The sequence below is a fragment of the Agromyces sp. P2_B3 genome (genome assembly GCF_056404815.1).
In genome coordinates, this window is the sequence record NZ_JBFUDH010000012.1 from 32,800 (window position 1) to 49,674 (window position 16,875).

Sequence of the window (16,875 nt, forward strand, 5' to 3'; positions counted from 1 at the left end):
GCAGCTCCGCGTTCACCGGCGATCGAGCACGATGGCCGCAGGGAATCGCTTGAGCACCGGCCGGAACGGCGCCTTCGCGAGCCGCTCCGCCGCCGCGCCGTCGACGATTCGTGGATGTCGGAGCTCGACGTCACGCCCCTTCCACCGAAGCGACGCCCCGCCCGCCGCCACGACGTTGCGCGCCCAGTTGGTCTTCGCGCCCCACGGCAGGCCGATCATCACGATGGACGCATCCGCCGTCGGCGCCACCGCGATCGGGGTCTCGTAGGCGGTGCCGCTGCGTCGTCCGCGATGGCGAATGAGCGCCCAGATCGGCACCCAGCGGCGACCTGCCAGGGTCCGCGCGATCGGCGCTGTCGCCTTCACGAGACGGCGCGGCGGCCCACCGCCGACGCGCTCCTGGGGTGGTCGGGACTGTTCGGAGGTCTCGTTCATACAGGGAGAACGGATGAGAAGGGGCGGATGTGACATCCGACCGCGACATCCGCGCTTGGCAATCCGTGCTTGCGTCACATTCGACGCGGGTGGATCGTCTTCTTGTCATGACCGATTTCGCCGACCTGTGGACCGCGCACCGCCACGTCGTCCGCGACGTCGCCTACCGAGCGCTCGGATCTGTCGCCGAGGCCGAGGATGTCACCCAGGAGACGTACCTCCGGCTGCTCGCCCGCAGCGACGAGCCCGACGCGGAGCCGCTCGACGAACCGCGCGCGTGGCTGATCACGGTCGCGTCCCGGCTCGCGATCGACCGGCTTCGCGCCCACGAGCACTCCCGTCGCGCCTATGTCGGGCCCTGGCTGCCCGAACCGATCGTCACCGACGAGCGGACGCTTCCCGAGGACCGCGTCACACTCGACGACTCGGTGCGGATGGCGCTGCTCGTCGTGCTCGAGCAATGCACGCCCGCGGAGCGCACGGCGTTCCTCCTCCACGACGTCTTCGACCTCGACTTCGACCGCATCGCCGACGTCCTCGGCGTGAGCCCGGCGAGCGCGCGTCAGTCAGCGTCACGCGCGCGGAAGCGGATCGCTGCGCAGGGCGTGGCCCGGTTCTCCGTCGATCCCGCCGCCGCCCGCCGACTGTCGGAGCGATTCGCGGCCGCGGCGTCCGACGGTGACCTCGCCGGGCTGGTCGCAGTGCTTGCGGAGGATGCCTCGGGTCACTTCGACTCCGGCGGCATCTTCCCCGACGCCCCGACCGAGGTCGTCGTCGGCGCCGCGACGGTCGCCCGGCAGTTCTTCGCCGCGGTCGGCGGGCTTGGTCTCGACTTCGAGGCCGCGGAGGTGAACGCCGAGCCCGGGATCGTCGTTCGCCGGCGGGGTCGCGTCATCGCCGTGCTCGCGCTCGAGTTCGCCGACGACCGGATCTCGGCCATCCACGGCATCGGGAATCCGAAGAAGCTCACACACGTGCGGTGAGTGCTTCGGGCCGTCTGCGACCGCGCCCTAGACTCGGCCCGTGACCCAGCACCCTCGCACCGCGATCACCGGCGGCACCGGCTTCGTCGGACGCCACCTGGCCGAGCGGCTCGGGCCCGCGGCATCCGTCATCATCTCTCGACGCACCGGCGTCGACACCGGCGACGTCGACGCGCTGACGCGAGCGTTCGAGGGGTGCGAGGTCGTCGCGCACTGCGCGGGTATCAACCGCGAGATCGGCGACCAGACCTACCAGCGGGTGCACATCGAGGGCACCGCGAATGTGATCGAGGCGGCCAAGCGGGCCGGGGTGCGCAAGGTCATCATGCTGAGCTTCCTGCGGGCGCGGCCCGACTGCGGATCGCCGTACCACGAGTCGAAGTGGGAGGCCGAGGAGCTCATCCGCGCCTCGGGCCTCGACTACACGATCCTCAAGGCCGGCATGATCTACGGCCGCGGCGACCACCTCATCGACCACCTGAGCCACACCGTGCAGACCCTGCCGGTGTTCGCGACCGTCGGCTTCCGCGAGAAGCCCATCCGGCCCATCCCGATCGACGACCTGACCGACATCCTCGTCGCCGCGATCGACGGGCGGATGCCGCACGCCACCGTCGCGGTCGTCGGTGCCGAGCAGCTGCTGCTGTCGAAGGCGGTGCGGCGCGTGGCATCCGTCGTCGACCGTCGGGTCATCGTGGTGCCGTGGCCGGTGTGGGCGCAGTACGCGCTCGCCCAGGTGACCGAGTGGACCATGAAGGTGCCGCTCGTCGCGAAGGCGCAGGTGCGCATGCTGGCCGAGGGCGTGACGGATGCCGCGCCGCCCGCGGCATCCGTGCCCGACGACCTTCGCCCGCGGCGCAGGTTCACGGCCGAGCAGATTCGCGAGTCACTGCCAGAGCCCGGTGGCTTCGGGTGGAAGGACCTGCGGGTCAGCGGCTGACGGGGAGGCCGCGATGTGCGGCCGGTCCCTGTTGCGTCTATTGCGTCTATTGCGTCTATTGCGTCTATTGGGTCTATTGCGTCTATTGCGTCGGCACCGTCGTCGACCGGCTCATCGACTCACTGAGGCCCACGGCGACCAGGGCACCGGCGCAGAGGATTCCCGCAAGCACGATCAGTTGGAATCGACCGGCCTCGATCGGTGATGCGCCGGCGAACACCGCACCGACGAAGGCGCCCGGCAGCACCACGAGACCGGTCGTTCGCGTCTGGTCGACTGACGGGATGAGCGCTTCACGCACGGCGATGCGGGCCACGTCGAGGGTGGATTGCCGCGGGGTTGCTCCGAGCGCGAGCCAACCTTCGACTTCGTCGCGACGTGCAACGACGGACGAGTGGTGGTGACGCCCGGTCAGCGTGGTGATCGTCATCGTGTTGCCCACGACGATTCCGCCGATGGCGAGGACGTACTGCGGCGTCAGCTGAACCGCCCCCGACACGAAGATCACCGCGAGCGTCACGGTGGCGGAACCCGCCATGACCCCCGCGATCGTCAGCAGCATCCGCCAGTCCGCGTGCAGGCGTCGGCCGGCCGTGAGGATCGCGGCCAGCAGCATCACTCCCAGCGCCAGCCAGACCCAGAGCAGATCCTCGATGACGATCGAGAGCACGAGGCTCAAGGCGGCGAGCTGCACGGCGGCCCGAAGGATGGCGAGGGCTCCGGCGTACCACTGCCGCACGCCATAGAGCCGCAGCGCGATCGCGGTGATCGCGACCAGCGCGCTGACGCCGATCAACGTCGTGAGGGCAACGCTCCAGTCCATGCGGCAGACTCTACGGCCAGATCGGGGTCAGGGTCGCTGGGGCATCCGCGGGTCTGTGCAGACGCACACGTGTGCTCAGGCGCGCCCCTTGAGGATCATGTGCCAGTACACCCAGGGCAGGATGTGCCGGTCGAAGAGCCACGAGAGGCGGCGCTCGCGAGACAGCGACTTCCAGAACGGGATCGTGGGCTTCAGCCGGTACTGGTCGTCGAACTCGGCGAAGACCACCGTGGAGCGGGAGACCGTGATCGGGCAGACGGTGTAGCCGTCATAGCGGGTCGTGGGTTCCTTTCCGTCGAGCACGGCCAGCACGTTCTCGGCGACGACCTTGGTCTGCTTGCGCAGCGCGCCACCCGACTTGGAATTGCGAGTCGCCGCGGCGTCGCCGAGCGCCCAGACGTTGTCATAGCGCACGTGGCGGAGCGTCTCGGGGTCGACTTCGACGAACCCGCCCGTATCGCCGGCGGCCGGGAGGCTTGTCGACTTCAGCCAGTCGGGAGCCGACTGGGGCGGCACGGCATTCAGCACGTCGTACTGCAGGCGCTCGCTCGCTCCACCGCCGCCGACGGGGCCGACAGCGACCGGGCCGATCTCGGCGGTGCGGTTCGCTCCGTCGACCGAGCGCAGCTCGGTTCCGGTTCGAAGCTCGATGCCGTACTCGGCGATCTTCCGCTCGAGCTCCCGGTCGATCTCCGGGATCCCGAACACGGTCGGGTCGGGCACGATCATCACGACACGGATGTCGCTGAGCACCCCCTTCGCGCGCCAGTAGTCGCACGCCAGGTACATCGGCTTCTGCGACGCACCGGCGCACTTCGCCGGCCCCGGCGGCTGCGTGAAGACGGCGGTTCCGCGGCGCAGGTCGCGGAGGAGCCGAGACGCCTTGGGCACCAGCCCGAACTCGTAGTGGGATGCCACCTCCGGCGTGCTCAGGGCGGCGGTGAGGCCGGGCACACGGTCCCAGTCCAGCTGCATTCCGGGGCACACGATCAGGTGGTCGTACGTGACGCGACGACCCGACGCGAGCACGACGGCGTCGTCGTCGGGGTCGAGATCCACGACGGCCTCCTGGATCCACCCGACGCCCTTGGGCATGACGGAAGCCTGCGACCGCACCGTCATGCTGGCGCGAGCGACGCCACCGGCCGCGTGCGAGAACAACGGCTGGAAGCGATGCTGGTCACGTGGTTCGATCACCACCACGTCATCGACGCCGTGCCGATGCAGTCGCCCGGCCACCGAGAGTCCCGCGTTGCCTCCGCCGATGATCACGATGCGGTGGTGAGTCATGACTGCCTCCTTGGAACGTCGATGCGCAGCCGGATCCGAACCTATGCGCCGCCCCGCGGCGAAGCGACCGCTTGACTCGACGGGCGTCGAGTGCTCGCTGGGTCTGGGTCTACCTGGCTTGTCGTCGGCTGCCCATCGGCGGCGCTGCAGGCGCGTGCCCGCGGGTGATCGGGGCTGCGACTCGTCCTCCACAACGGGCTGGTGGGCGGAGTTGTGCACAGAGTTAATCGCTGGTCAGGCGTGGTTTCAGGCGTCATCGGATGTCGGTGGCTGGGTGCATGATCGAAGCATGGAAGAGTTCCCGCCGCCGCACCCGGCACCGGCGCTGTCAGCGCAGGCAGCGGTGCGGCTGCCGGCGCCGCAGCCGCTGGCGTCGCCGGGCGCGCTCGCGGCGCTCGGGCGCGATGTCGCGGCGCTGCTGGAGGTGTGGGCAGGCTCCATGCCGACGTGGGGCGCTGTTCCTGGCGACGTGCAGTTCGAGCTGGAGCAGATGAGCGACTCCGGGCTCATGCGGGTCACCGATGCGCTCGCGCTGGTCCGGCGCGACATCGACGCCGTGCTGGCCAGGGTCGCCGCCGAGGTGACGAAGCGATCGGGGCCTGAGTTCGGCGACATCGGGTTGGCGAAGGCCCAGGGGTTCCACAACCCGGCGCGACTGATCGCCGCATCCACCGGCGCGTCGCGGGCCGATGCGCAACGACTCATCACCGTCGGCAGCGTCACCGCACAACGGCAGACCTTCAGCGGTGAGCGCCTCCCGTCGCGGCATCCGCACGTGGCCGCTGCCCTGGCGGCCGCGAAGATCGGCATCGAGGCGGCATCCGCGATCACCTCGATGCTCGACCGCGCGTCGGCACGGGCGGAGGCGGGTCGGGCCGACCGCGTCGAGGCGGCGCTCGTCGCACTGGCTGTGCAGGTGCCGCTCGAGACGCTCCTTCGCGGCGTTCGCGAAGCAGAGGCACGGCTCGACCCCGACGGCGTCGAGCCGCGAGAAGACGAGCTCCGCACGGAGCGTTCGCTGACGATGCGCGAAGACGGCCACGGCATGGTGCACCTGCACGCCCGCCTCGACCCCGAGAGCGCCGCACCGGTGAAGACGGCGATCGAGGTGCTCGTGAGCGACGTGCTGCGCCGACGCCAGGCCGGCGACGGCGATGGCGTAGGCGAAGGCGCCGCTGTCGTGGATGACCGACGTTCGATTCCGCAGATCCAGGCGGATGCGCTCGCGGCGCTCGCCCGGCACACGCTCGGCTGCGCGCAGACGCTCACGCCGCTCGCGAAGACGACGGTGGTCGTTCGCGTCGACCTCGACACGCTGGTCAGCGGACTCGGTCACGCGCAGATCGACGGCCTCGATCAGCCCGTCTGCGCCGCGACGGCCCGTCGCATGGCGGCTGACGCCGAACTCGTCCCCGCCGTCCTCGGCGGCGACAGCATCCCACTCGACCTCGGACGGGCCGCCCGGCTGTTCAGCAAGGCGCAACGACTCGCACTCGGCGAGCGCGACGGCGGCTGCGCCTCGTGCGGTCAGAACATCGCCTACGTCGAAGCCCACCACATCGCCTGGTGGGAACGGCATGCGGGCCCGACTGACCTCTCGAACGGGGTGATGCTCTGCAGCTTCTGCCACCACATGATCCACCGCGAGGGGTGGCAGATCCTTCCGAGCCCGAACGAGGTGTGGTTCATCCCGCCACCGCACGTTGACCCGGCGCAGGTTCCCCGACTCGGCGGCCGGGCGCGCTTCGAGCTGCGCGAGGAGAGGGCGGCGTGACCAGCGCCGATCAGGCGAGCCGGTTGCGCGCAGCCAGTATTGCCTCCGCAAATCTCGCGGCGCCGTAGCAGCGAACCTTCAACACCGTCTCGAGGGTGGTGATCGCCACGATATTGGTGAAGAGTCCCCGGAGGACCTTCACATCGGTGACCTTCGCGAGCGGCACGCTGACGTCGAGGGTCCCCGAGTGCATCAGACGGTTCATCCCGTTCGCTGAGAAGCTGACGGTGCGCGTGGTGAGCGTGACCCGGCCGCCGACCCACAAACCGCCCCAGGCGGAGCGGAACAGCGAGACCACCGGCACGGTCACGTGGACGTTCACGTCTTCGACCAGCGCGTTGGCGATCTTGCTCACGAGCACCTCTTCGTGCATACGGTCATTGTGGCCTGCCGAGGCGACTCCTTCGGCCCCCGCACTGGGGCGGCCCAGATCCCGATCAACCGGGTGATGGGGCATAGGGTCGCGGATGGGGGCACCTGCTCCCGCCCCGCGATCCGGATCCCTAGCCTCAGCGAGGGGCCACGGCATGGTCACGACCTCGTTGTCTATGCCGAGCGCGATCCGACTGCGTCCCGCGCGACGCCGAGGGGCTGGTCATGCGGAACATGGAGTGGGCGAACGTCGCGGCGGCTGCGGTCGCAGCGACCGTCATCGCGATGCTGAGCGGATGCGTCGCCGCACCCGTGAGCGTCAGCGAATCGGCCGAGCCCACGGCATCCGGCACCGCGCTCGACCCCGCGCTTCGCGCCCAACTCGAGACGGCCCTCGACGACGGGTTCGCGGCATCCGGAATACCCGGCGTGATCGTCGGGATGTGGATCCCCGGCGAGGACGAATGGATCTCGGCGCGAGGCACGGCCGACGTCGAGACGGGCGAGCCGATGGGCCGCGACAACCAGCAGAAGATCGGCAGCATCACCAAGACCATCGTGGGCACGGTCATGCTGCAGGTGATCGGCGAGCCCGAATTCGACGTGAGTCTCGACGACACGCTCGACCGGTGGTATCCCGACTTCCCCGAGGCGTCGAACATCACCGTGCGGATGCTGCTGAACCAGTCGAGCGGCATCGGCGAGTCCGGCCGGGCGCAGGTCGACCGCATCTGCAGCGCCCCGCAGGCCATTCCGACGTCCGACGAACTCATCGCGGTCGGCGCGGCGACGCCTCGCGCCGACTTCGCGCCGGGCGAGGGATTCGAGTACGCCAACACGAACTACTTCCTCCTCGGCGGCATCCTCGAGCAGGTCACCGGCACCGACCTCGCGACCCTCATCCGCGACCGCATCACCGAGCCGTTCGGCATGGACCGCAGCCGGTTCGCTCCCGACGGGCAGGTCGCCGCTCCCCTGGCCCACGGGTACTCGCTCTTCTGCCCCGAACTCGGCGAGCCCGTCGACACCGTCGACTGGTCGAACGGAGAGAGCTGGGCGGGCGGCGCCATGGTCTCGACCCTCGACGACCTCCACGCGTGGGGCGAGGCCCTCGGCGAGGGTGCCGGCGTCACTCCCGAGCTGCAGGCCGCGCGGTATGCGGATCTCGCGCCGGTCCCCGGAAACACCGGTGCGGGCTACGGCCTCGGTGCGGGCGTCGAGTACGACGTCGACAGCGGGTGCGTCACGAGCGTCTCGCACGCGGGAGCCGAACCCGGGTACGGCACCAGCGTGGCGTACTACCCGCAGACCGGCGCGGTCTTCGCGATGCTCGGCAACGGCGACGGCGGAACGGGCGAGGCGGTGCTCGAGGTCTCGAAGGCGCTGGCGCCGCTGCTCGGTCCCGTGCTCAAGGGCTCGCCGACCGAGCCGTGCGCCGCTCCTTGGGGATGACGGGTCACGGGGCTCGCAGGGCAGTCCTCCCCATTCCGGCAGCATCCGGCGCGTGGATAGGCTCGCGGCGCACGCGGATGCGGCGATCACCCTGGGGCGTACCGCGGTACTGGTACCCACCACCACGAAATCGGAGAACTGCCATGAAGACGTTCAGGAAGACCATCGCCGGGGGCGCCGTGGCGCTCGCGATCGCCGGGATCTGCGCCATCGCCCCGGCCACCGCGGCGAGCGCCACCACCGGGGCGACCGGCCAGGGCTGCACGGCCTACCAGTACTCGTCGGGCGGCTACTCGACGTGCGTCGGCTACATCCAGCGGATGCTGAACGGCATCGCCTCCGTGCGCGGCGGCAGCTACGGCGGCTACCAGCTCGTCGTCGACAACAGCTTCGGCGCCAACACCAACACGAACGTGCGCCGCTTCCAGAGCTACACGGGCCTGGTCTCCGACGGCATCGTCGGCCGCAACTCGTGGAACCAGCTTTGCCGCTACGCGGGCACCCGCTCGTTCGCCGAATACAACTCGTCGGCGCTGCAGAAGTCCGCCTGGCAGGCCGCCTACGACGCCGGATGCTACGTCGACCGCCCCGTGGGCGTCGCGGGCATCGAGGTCATCTCCAGGTACTAGCAGCAGGCGATCTTCACGGGCACGGATGCCGCACGCACGCGGCATCCGTGCCCGTCGCCGTGCTTACGCCCACCGGAGATCTACGCCCACCCGAGCTCGTGCAGCCGCGCGTCATCGAGCCCGAAGTAGTGGCCGATCTCGTGCACGAGCGTGATGCGCACCCGCCGACGCAGCGACTCGAGGTCAACGCTGTGCTCCTGCAGGTTGTTCTTGTAGAGCGTGATGCGGTCGGGCAGCTCGCCGAAGCCGTAGACGCCACGCGTGGTCAGCGGATGCCCGCGGTACTGGCCGAACAGTCGCGGCCGCTCGCGGAGCGGCTGGTTCTCGACGACGACGGCGACGTTCTCGATGCCGCGGATCCACTCGTCGGGCAGCGCGTCGAGCTCTTCGGCGACCATGCGCTCGAAGTCGTCGTCCGAGATCTCGACCATCTCCCCATTCTGCGCGCTTCGCCGGCGCGCGCGGCCTGCGCGGCGCAACCCGGTCGCACCAGGCCGCCACCCGACCTGCTGACAGCCGGCGACCCGCGGACGATGATGGTCCCCATGACGACGACGACCGCGTTGGCGGCGCAGTTGCGCGAAGACCTCCGGCACCGGCTGCGGCCGATGACGGGCCGGGACCCGAACGAACGCGACCGCGTGGTCACGCCGCTGGAACTGCTCTACGACCTCGTCTACGTCATCGCGTTCGCGGCGGCCGCCGACGAGCTCGCGCACGCCATCATCGACGGCGAAGTCGGCCCCGGGCTCGGGGCCTACGCCTTCGCGATCTTCGCCATCACGTGGGCGTGGCTGAACTTCACCTGGTTCGCCTCGGCGTACGGCAACGACGATGCGGTGTTCCGCGTCGCGACCGTCGTGCAGATGGTCGGCGTGGTCGTCCTCACGTTCGGCCTGCCGGTGAGCTTCGAGAATGCCGCGCACGGCGAGAGCCCCAACAACGGGATGCTCGTCGTGGGCTACATCATCATGCGCGTGCCGCTCATCGTGCTGTGGCTCCGTGCCGCACGCGAGGATCCGGCCCATCGGCGCACCTCCCTCGCCTACGCCGTGGTGATCGCGATCGCCCAGGTCGGCTGGGCCCTCACGACGCTGCCCGGGCTCTCCTTCGGTGCCACCGTCACCTTCCTGGTCGCCGTCGCGGCGGCCGAGATGATCGCGCCCGTCGTCATCGAACGCCGGTACGGGCGCGCGCCGTGGAACGCCGGACACATCGCCGAGCGGTTCGGGCTGCTCACGCTCATTACCGTGGGCGAGGTCGTCGCCGCCACGGTCGCGGCCGTCGGCGTGCTCGTGAGCGAACAGGGGTGGTCGGCCGGCGCCGTCGTCATCGCCGCGTCGGGGCTGGTCATCGCGGCGGGCCTCTGGTGGGCGTACTACCTCATTCCCACACGCACCATCCTGACGCGGTGGCCCGAGCGCACCTTCGCATGGCGCTATGCCCACCTGCCGCTCTTCGGCGCGATCGCCGCGGTCGGCGCCGGCCTCCGTGTGGCCGCAGACGGCGTCGAGCACCAGGAACTCACGCTCCTCGAGATCACGCTCGCACTGGCGGTGCCGGTCGGATGCGTCGTGGTGCTCGTGTTCCTGATCTGGAGCGTGCTGCTCCGCTCCTACGACCTCACGCACATCCCGCTGTTCCTCTGCACGCTGGTTCCCCTCGTGGCCGCGATCGTCGTCGCGGTCGTGGCATCCGAATCGGGCGCACCCATCGACTTGGAGGACGACGCCGACGTCGCCGCGCTGGTCACGGTGATCGCGCTCGTGTCGCTCTCGTGCGTGGTCGAGGTGGTCGGGCACGAGATGGTCGGCTACACGCACACGCTCCGCGCGGTCGAGCGGAACCTGCCGCGCCAGAGCAGCGAAGACGAGGACTGAAGCGACGGATGCCTCGCTGGGCGGCCGCGGCCCACGCATTGGGGGCATCGGGGAAGCATCCGCGTTCACTAGCGTGAGCGCATGCCATCCGGGTTCGCCGGCATCGCCGACGATGCCCCTGCTGCGAGTCCGCCGACGCCACCGCGCGGCTGGTATCCCGACGCAGCCGATCCGGGGCAGTGGCGGTTCTGGACAGGCAGCGTGTGGACAGCGCACCGGCACGCGCGAAACCCGGCGGATGCCGCCCAGTACGCGCCCGAGGGGTCCGCTCGCTCAGCTTCGACTCCGCTGACGAACGACCTCCGGAACCGCATCCCCGCTCAGTCGGTCATCGAGAAGCTGATCGAGCTCGAGCGCACCGGATTTCGCGCCGAACAGCACTCCTGGCACTCCGGCGCGATCGGTGAACGATACGTGGCCGACCTGCTCGCACGGCTGGGGACGGAGTGGACGGTGCTGCACTCCGTCCCGGTCGGCTCCGACGGCAGCGACATCGATCACGTGCTGATCGGACCTCCCGGCGTATTCACCATCAACACGAAGCACCATCCTGGGGCGCGAGTCTGGGTCGCCGGCCGCGGGCTCCGTGTCAACAATCATCCGCAGCACTACCTCTCGAACGCGGAGCACGAGGCGGCCCGCGCGGAGCGGCTGCTGTCGAAGGCGAGCGGGCTCACGGTGGAGGTGGTCGGCATCATCGTGATCGTCGGCGCCAGTGTCACCGTGAGGGAACGGCCGCACAGCGACACGGCGCAGATCGGCGTCATTCCGGCGAGCGCCCTGCTGCAGACGGTTCAGGTGCGCCGCGCCTACAGCGACGAACAACTGGCGAGCATCGTCGCGGCAGCCGTGCGCGCCGAGACCTGGAGCGCGCTCCCACCACGGCATGCAGCAGACCCCGCGGCGCTGCTCGAGGAGTTCTCGCGCATCGACGCTCGGATCCGGGCTGAGGGCGGCAGGACGCGGACGCCGATCGCTCGCCGCGCCGCGTTCGGACCCGAAGGCGCGTTCGCCGCACCTGCACCGACGTCCACCACGCGGCCAGCCCGACCCCGAACTCGGGGCTTCCGCGCGACATTGCTCAGGCTGCTCGGCGTGGCCGCCATCGGACTCGGCGTGTGGTGGGGGCTCACGACGGTGCTGCCGCTCGTCCTGCAGCACTTCGTCGCGTCCAGCCAGGCGAGGATCACTGAGCGAGCTGAACTGGCGACCCTCACGTCGTCGGCGGAAGCCGTGGCATCCGCGCTCGACCAGATGACCGCGGGAGGACCGCCGCCGGCGACCCTGCAGATCAGCCCGGGCGCCGCGCTGCTGACGACCGATACGGGCGTGTTGATCGCCGATCTCCCCGACGGCACCACGGGCACGTACGCCGTGAGCGCCGACGGGCTGTCGTACTCGCTGACCCTCGTCGCTCCGGGTTCCGGAGCCTCGGTCACCGTCACGCCTGAACTCGGGGTCGTCGCGACCGAGCAGTGAAGCGACGGATGCGGCGGCGAGGGCACCTGCCCACTCGGGCCACATCCGCTGCCTTCTCGGCGACCCGCCGTCGCTCGCTGCGCGGGCCGACCCGGGTGACGCTGGTGAGCGGGGGGACCGATGAGCTCGACTGCGGCCCACGAATTCCGTGCGGAGCCCGCTGCCCCTGCCCACCGCGCCACCGGCATCGAGGCAGCTGAGATCGCCGTGCCAGTGGCCGAATCGTCAGTCGCCGACCCGTCGGTGGCCGATCGGGCCGTCCGCGGGGCCATGCCGAGTCGCGTGGCGCTGCCGGCGCTGCAGCGGTCGGCCGGCAACGCCGCGGTCGCGCGACTGCTGGCGCATCCGCATCCGCACGCGCCGACGCCGACGCCGACGCCCCAGTCGGCGCAGCCGGCGTCCGCCGAGGCGGCGCCCGTGGCCGGCAACCTCGACACCGAGGCATCCGCTGCCGGCTTCGACAGCGAGACCCGGACGACCGACTCGCTGCCCGACCACACCGCGCTGCGCGGACCGGAGCAGCAACCCGACGAGCCCCCGCGGCAACGCGACGAACCGGCCCTGCAACGCGAGGAGGAGGACCCCGGCTTCTTCGCCTCGATCCGCCGTCGGCTGTCGGGCATCGGCGACGGCATCCGGTCGGGCTGGACGAGCGTGTCGAGCGGCGTGGGCGACGTGGTCGACGGCCTCCGACAGCGCGGTGCGGGCGCCCTCGACACGATCCGGGCGGCCGGCGCGGGAGTCGCCAACTTCGTGCGGTCGGTCGCGACGAGCCTGCCCGACTCGGCGACGGCGGCGTTCACGGCCATCCGCGGGGTGGTCCTGGCGCCGATCACCGCGATCGTCGGCGGCGCGGCCCGCCTGCGCGACGCCGTGCTGCGCCTGGATGCCGACGGCCTCGCCAGCGCATGGAGCTCGATCACCGGCATGGCATCGGGTGCGTGGAGTGCCGCCCAGGCGATGGCCGGCGCCGTCGGGCGTGCACTTTCGGGCCTGTGGGACGGCGCTGCAGCCGGATTCCGGAGCGTCGTCGACTCCGCGCGGGCCGGCGCCAACGCCGTCGTCGACGGGCTGGTCGGGCTCGCGTCGTCGGCCACGAGCCGGCTCGGCGCGCTGTGGTCGCGCGTCGAGGGCTTCGGCTCCGACCTGATCTCGGCCGACAGCTGGGGCGGCGCGATCGTTCGGCGCATCGGCGGCGCGTTGCTGTCGGGTGCCCAACGCGCATGGAGCACCGCGCAGTCGGGGTGGCAGCGGGCGCGGGACACGGCCGGGAGCATCGGGTCATCCATCGTCTCGAGCGCACGCGGCGCGTGGGACACCGTGTCGGGTGCGGCGAGCTCAGCATGGGACACCGCGGGCCGCGCGTGGACGCGCGTGAAGGACGGCGTCGGGGGTGCCGCCGACAAGATCACGGGCGGCGTGCGGTCGTTCGTGCAACGGGTGCGCTCGTTCTCGATCACCTCGCTCGTCGCGAAGCTGCGCAAGTACGGCCAGGCCATGACGGGCCTCGGCACCCTCGTCGCCGACCCGATGTCGACCATCGAACCCTACGCCGAGGGCATCGCGGGCAAGCTCTCGGCCGGCATGCCGGCCGCGGCATCCGATGCAGTCGCACCCCACATGCCGGCAGCGGTGCGTGGCGCGAACACGGCGCCGGCGGCATCCGCTCTGCCTGCCCCGGTGCAGCGCCAGGCGACGAATACCTCGACCGAGGCGGTCACGCGCACCACCTCGAGCGGCGCCGAGATGTGGGCCGGGCTCGGCGCGGCCTTCACCGACAAGTGGGCCAAGCTCGACGTGAAGAAGATGGCGCTCGACGGGCTGAAGAGCCTGGTCTGGCCGTGGCCGAAGATCGGCGAGGAGCTCACCGGCATCGCCGCCGACATGTCGAAGGCGTGGGGCACCCTGTTCTCGCCGCGCAACCTCTTCGACGACCCGCTCGGGTTCTTCCACGACCTGTGGAGCGACCTCATGAAGCTGCTCGACTTCCCGCTCATCCTGTGGCGGCGGCTGAACAACATCGCGCTGCTGCTGCTCGGCCCGATCACGATCGTGCTCACCGTGATCGGCTTCATCGGCGGCAGCCTGGCCGGCACCGTGCTTGGTGGAATCGCCGGTGCGCTGGCCGGAGTCGGCATCGGCGCGGCGCCGGGAGCCGGTGGCGGATTCGCCGTCGGCGGCGTCGGCGGGGCGGGGCTCGGCTTCGGGGTCGCGATGGGACTCGGCCAGGCCTTCCTCGTGTCGTTCGCCGCCGGTGAGGTGACCGCGCTCGTCAAGGTGCTCGCCGACCTGTTCACCACCCGCCAGACCCGGCAGGAGAAGGCCGACGACTACAACACCGCCGCCGACAGCGGCCTCGCACTCGGCATCACCGCGATCCTCGTGGGGCTCGGATGGATCGGCGGCCGCATCGCCGCCGCCTGCGCCTCGGTGCTGCGCGGGTTCCTGCCCGCGTCGGTGCTCGCAGTGATCGACGAGTTCGCTGCCGGGGTGCGCGCGGCACGCAAGGGCGGACTGCCCACGGAGGACCGACCGCCGCCCCCGGAGGACAAGCCCCCCGTGCCCGAGGAGAAGCCGCCCGTCGTCGACCCGGTGACCCCCGACATGCGGGTTCCGGGCCCGCAGACGCTGACCGCGGCGGAGCTCGCCGAGTTGCAGGGCATCGCGAACAAGCACCAGACGAGGCTGCAGGTCACCGGCAGCCGAGGCCGCGGAATGGGCCGGGCCGTCGAGACCGACCTGCCCCCGGGCAAGGGAACCGGCACGAAGAGCGACATCGACGTGGTGATCGACGGGCAGCGCGACATCGACACCCGCGGCGCACTGTCGAACGACGTGAGCGGCGCCTGCAAGGGCGTCGCCAACGTCGCGAGCTCGATCGGCGAGGCGAGCGGCCCGCACATCGACATCCTGCCGGCACCGCGCGGCGTGCCCGGCGGCGGGGAACGGCCGACCATCCCGCCCAGCGAGCGGCCGACCATCCCGCCGGGCCCGCCGAGCGATCGGCCGACCGTGCCGCCGGGGCCGCCGCGCGACTGATCGGGCCGGTCAGCTCACGGCGGTGAGCTGCGGGTACTGCTCGAGCACCGTGCGCGACAGCGTGCTCTTGGCCCAGACGGCGGTGTCGTCGGCGAGGATCTCGTGCTCCCCCGCCTCGACGCCCTCGTACACGCGTCGCACGATGTCGTCGGCGCGGCCCTTCGGCACGTCGAGGTCGGCGATCATCGGGGTGTCGGTGTAGCCGAGGTGCACGCCCACGACCTGGGTGCCGCGGGGCGCCAGCTCGAGGCGCAGCGAGTTCGTGATCGACCAGAAGGCGGCCTTCGACGCGCTGTAGGCGTTGCCCGCGGCATACCAGCTGAGCGCCGAGTGGATGTCGACGAGCGCGCCGCCGCCGTTCGCGGTGAGCACCGGCGCGAACGCCTGGGCGACGGCGAGCGGTCCGAAGACGTTGGTCTCGAAGAGGGCGCGCACGTCGTCGAGGTCGGCGTCGAGCATCGTCGAAGGAGCCGAGGCGCCGGCGTTGTTCACGACGACGGTGGTGTCGCCGGCGCGTGCGGCGACCGCGGCGATCGACGCGGCATCCGTGACGTCGAGCTGAAGGGCGACGACGCGGTCGTCGCTCCACTCGCGCGGGGTGCGGGCGGTCGCGTAGACCTTCGCGGCGCCGCGCTCGAGCGCCTGCTGCACGAACTCGGTGCCGAGCCCCCCGTTCGCTCCGGTGACGAGCACGACGGCTCCCTGCAGTGAAGTCATGATGTGGCCTTTCGGTGATGCCGGCGGGGCGCCGCGAGATCGCGGCATCCTGAGTTGGTATTTCCAACTTAGCATGCCGGATGACGCGCACGACCACCTTGCCGCCGCGTCTTCGCGGTTTCTGATTCAATTCATTCTTGAGTTGGCTCAGTTTTAGGAGTACGGTTACGGCCATGCACACCACGACCCACCCCGGCACCGCGCTCTCGTTCGCGACCGTGCCCACTCGCACCATCAGCGCGGCCGGCGTCGACTTCGCCTACCGCGAGCTCGGCCCCTCCACCGGCGTTCCGCTGGTCCTCCTCACGCACCTCGCCGCGACGCTCGACAACTGGGACCCGCGCGTCGTCGACGGCCTCGCCGCCGGCCGGCGCGTCATCGCCTTCGACAACCGCGGCGTCGGGGCGACCACGGGCACTCCCGCGTCCACGATCGAGGGCATGGCGCGCGACGCCGTGGCGTTCATCCGAGCGCTCGGCTTCGACCGGGTCGACCTGCTCGGGCTCTCGATGGGCGGCATGATCGCCCAGGTCCTCGCCGTCACCGACCCGGCGCTCGTGCGCAAGCTGATCCTCGCGGGCACGGGCCCCGCCGGCGGCATCGGCATCGACCGCATCACCTGGGTCTCGAACGCGGCGGTGCTCCGCGGCATCATGACGTTCAGCGACCCGAAGACCACCCTCTTCTTCACGCGCACCGCGAACGGCAAGCGCGCCGCCCGCGAGTTCCTCGCACGCATCGCCGAGCGCACCGTCGACCGCGATGCCAAGATCACGACGCGGGCCTACCGCGCCCAGCTCGCCGCGGTGCACGACTGGGCGACCCGGCCCGCCGCCGACCTGTCGAAGATCACCCAGCCCGTGCTCGTCGCCAACGGCGAGCACGACGCGATGATCCCGACCGAGAACTCGATCGACCTGAGCCGGCGCCTGCCCGACGCCGAACTCGTGCTCTACCCCGACGCCGGGCACGCCGGCATCTTCCAGTACCACCGGCAGTTCGTGGCCATGGCGCTCGAATTCCTGGCCCGATGAGCGCGCAGATGAGCCCGCAGACCCCCGG

General features: G+C 70.9%; 15 protein-coding genes. 9 read left to right on the forward strand and 6 right to left on the reverse strand.

Features of this window, described 5'->3' with window-relative positions:
* Nucleotides 1-12: 12 nt before the first annotated feature.
* Nucleotides 13-318, reverse strand: a complete 306-nt coding sequence (locus AC1DZA_RS15640; RefSeq protein WP_476773435.1) for a nitroreductase family deazaflavin-dependent oxidoreductase — start codon at nucleotides 316-318, stop codon at nucleotides 13-15.
* Nucleotides 319-542: 224 nt separating this feature from the next.
* On the opposite strand from AC1DZA_RS15640, the gene AC1DZA_RS15645 reads away from it, so the two are divergent.
* The gene (locus AC1DZA_RS15645; RefSeq protein ID WP_476773436.1) at nucleotides 543-1,418 is read left to right on the forward strand and encodes a sigma-70 family RNA polymerase sigma factor; all 876 of its coding nucleotides are present in this window, start codon (nucleotides 543-545) and stop codon (nucleotides 1,416-1,418) included.
* A gap of 40 nt (nucleotides 1,419-1,458) precedes the next feature.
* Nucleotides 1,459-2,358, forward strand: a complete 900-nt coding sequence (locus AC1DZA_RS15650; protein WP_476773437.1) for an NAD(P)H-binding protein — start codon at nucleotides 1,459-1,461, stop codon at nucleotides 2,356-2,358.
* An 82-nt stretch (nucleotides 2,359-2,440) separates the two neighbouring features.
* On the opposite strand, the gene AC1DZA_RS15655 is transcribed toward AC1DZA_RS15650, so the two are convergent.
* Both AC1DZA_RS15655 and AC1DZA_RS15660 read right to left on the reverse strand, forming a co-directional pair.
* Complete coding sequence (locus AC1DZA_RS15655) at nucleotides 2,441-3,181, reverse strand: ABC transporter permease (RefSeq protein ID WP_476773438.1); 741 nt, start codon at nucleotides 3,179-3,181, stop codon at nucleotides 2,441-2,443.
* A gap of 75 nt (nucleotides 3,182-3,256) precedes the next feature.
* On the reverse strand, nucleotides 3,257-4,471 hold the full coding sequence (locus AC1DZA_RS15660) for an NAD(P)/FAD-dependent oxidoreductase (protein WP_476773439.1): 1,215 nt from the start codon (nucleotides 4,469-4,471) through the stop codon (nucleotides 3,257-3,259).
* Between the two features lie 43 nt (nucleotides 4,472-4,514).
* On the opposite strand from AC1DZA_RS15660, the gene AC1DZA_RS15665 reads away from it, so the two are divergent.
* On the forward strand, nucleotides 4,515-6,245 hold the full coding sequence (locus AC1DZA_RS15665) for an HNH endonuclease signature motif containing protein (protein WP_476773440.1): 1,731 nt from the start codon (nucleotides 4,515-4,517) through the stop codon (nucleotides 6,243-6,245).
* A gap of 10 nt (nucleotides 6,246-6,255) precedes the next feature.
* Here the strand turns inward: AC1DZA_RS15665 and AC1DZA_RS15670 are convergent, their stop codons facing one another.
* On the reverse strand, nucleotides 6,256-6,618 hold the full coding sequence (locus AC1DZA_RS15670) for a hypothetical protein (RefSeq protein ID WP_476760828.1): 363 nt from the start codon (nucleotides 6,616-6,618) through the stop codon (nucleotides 6,256-6,258).
* 224 nt (nucleotides 6,619-6,842) lie between these two features.
* Between AC1DZA_RS15670 and AC1DZA_RS15675 the strand changes: the two genes are divergently transcribed.
* Both AC1DZA_RS15675 and AC1DZA_RS15680 read left to right on the forward strand, forming a co-directional pair.
* Complete coding sequence (locus AC1DZA_RS15675) at nucleotides 6,843-8,069, forward strand: serine hydrolase domain-containing protein (RefSeq protein WP_476773441.1); 1,227 nt, start codon at nucleotides 6,843-6,845, stop codon at nucleotides 8,067-8,069.
* 143 nt (nucleotides 8,070-8,212) lie between these two features.
* Nucleotides 8,213-8,698 carry a peptidoglycan-binding domain-containing protein gene (locus tag AC1DZA_RS15680; RefSeq protein WP_476773442.1) on the forward strand — a complete coding sequence of 162 codons (486 nt, stop codon included), beginning with the start codon at nucleotides 8,213-8,215 and terminating at the stop codon, nucleotides 8,696-8,698.
* A gap of 80 nt (nucleotides 8,699-8,778) precedes the next feature.
* Here AC1DZA_RS15680 and AC1DZA_RS15685 read toward each other — a convergent pair whose 3' ends face one another.
* Nucleotides 8,779-9,129 (reverse strand): metallopeptidase family protein, encoded by a 351-nt coding sequence (locus AC1DZA_RS15685; RefSeq protein ID WP_159601346.1) that lies wholly within the window; start codon nucleotides 9,127-9,129, stop codon nucleotides 8,779-8,781.
* 114 nt (nucleotides 9,130-9,243) lie between these two features.
* On the opposite strand from AC1DZA_RS15685, the gene AC1DZA_RS15690 reads away from it, so the two are divergent.
* The 3 genes from AC1DZA_RS15690 (at nucleotide 9,244) to AC1DZA_RS15700 (ending at nucleotide 15,096) form a co-directional block, all read left to right on the forward strand.
* Nucleotides 9,244-10,578, forward strand: a complete 1,335-nt coding sequence (locus AC1DZA_RS15690; protein WP_476773443.1) for a low temperature requirement protein A — start codon at nucleotides 9,244-9,246, stop codon at nucleotides 10,576-10,578.
* A gap of 81 nt (nucleotides 10,579-10,659) precedes the next feature.
* Nucleotides 10,660-12,057 carry an NERD domain-containing protein gene (locus AC1DZA_RS15695; RefSeq protein WP_476773444.1) on the forward strand — a complete coding sequence of 466 codons (1,398 nt, stop codon included), beginning with the start codon at nucleotides 10,660-10,662 and terminating at the stop codon, nucleotides 12,055-12,057.
* Nucleotides 12,058-12,177: 120 nt separating this feature from the next.
* Nucleotides 12,178-15,096 carry a hypothetical protein gene (locus tag AC1DZA_RS15700; protein ID WP_476773445.1) on the forward strand — a complete coding sequence of 973 codons (2,919 nt, stop codon included), beginning with the start codon at nucleotides 12,178-12,180 and terminating at the stop codon, nucleotides 15,094-15,096.
* A 9-nt stretch (nucleotides 15,097-15,105) separates the two neighbouring features.
* Here the strand turns inward: AC1DZA_RS15700 and AC1DZA_RS15705 are convergent, their stop codons facing one another.
* Nucleotides 15,106-15,813, reverse strand: a complete 708-nt coding sequence (locus AC1DZA_RS15705) for an SDR family oxidoreductase (protein ID WP_476773446.1) — start codon at nucleotides 15,811-15,813, stop codon at nucleotides 15,106-15,108.
* 173 nt (nucleotides 15,814-15,986) lie between these two features.
* Here AC1DZA_RS15705 and AC1DZA_RS15710 point away from each other — a divergent pair, with 173 nt between their 5' ends.
* Nucleotides 15,987-16,847: an alpha/beta fold hydrolase gene (locus AC1DZA_RS15710; protein WP_476773447.1), complete on the forward strand. Its 861-nt coding sequence runs from the start codon at nucleotides 15,987-15,989 to the stop codon at nucleotides 16,845-16,847.
* Nucleotides 16,848-16,875: the final 28 nt, after the last annotated feature.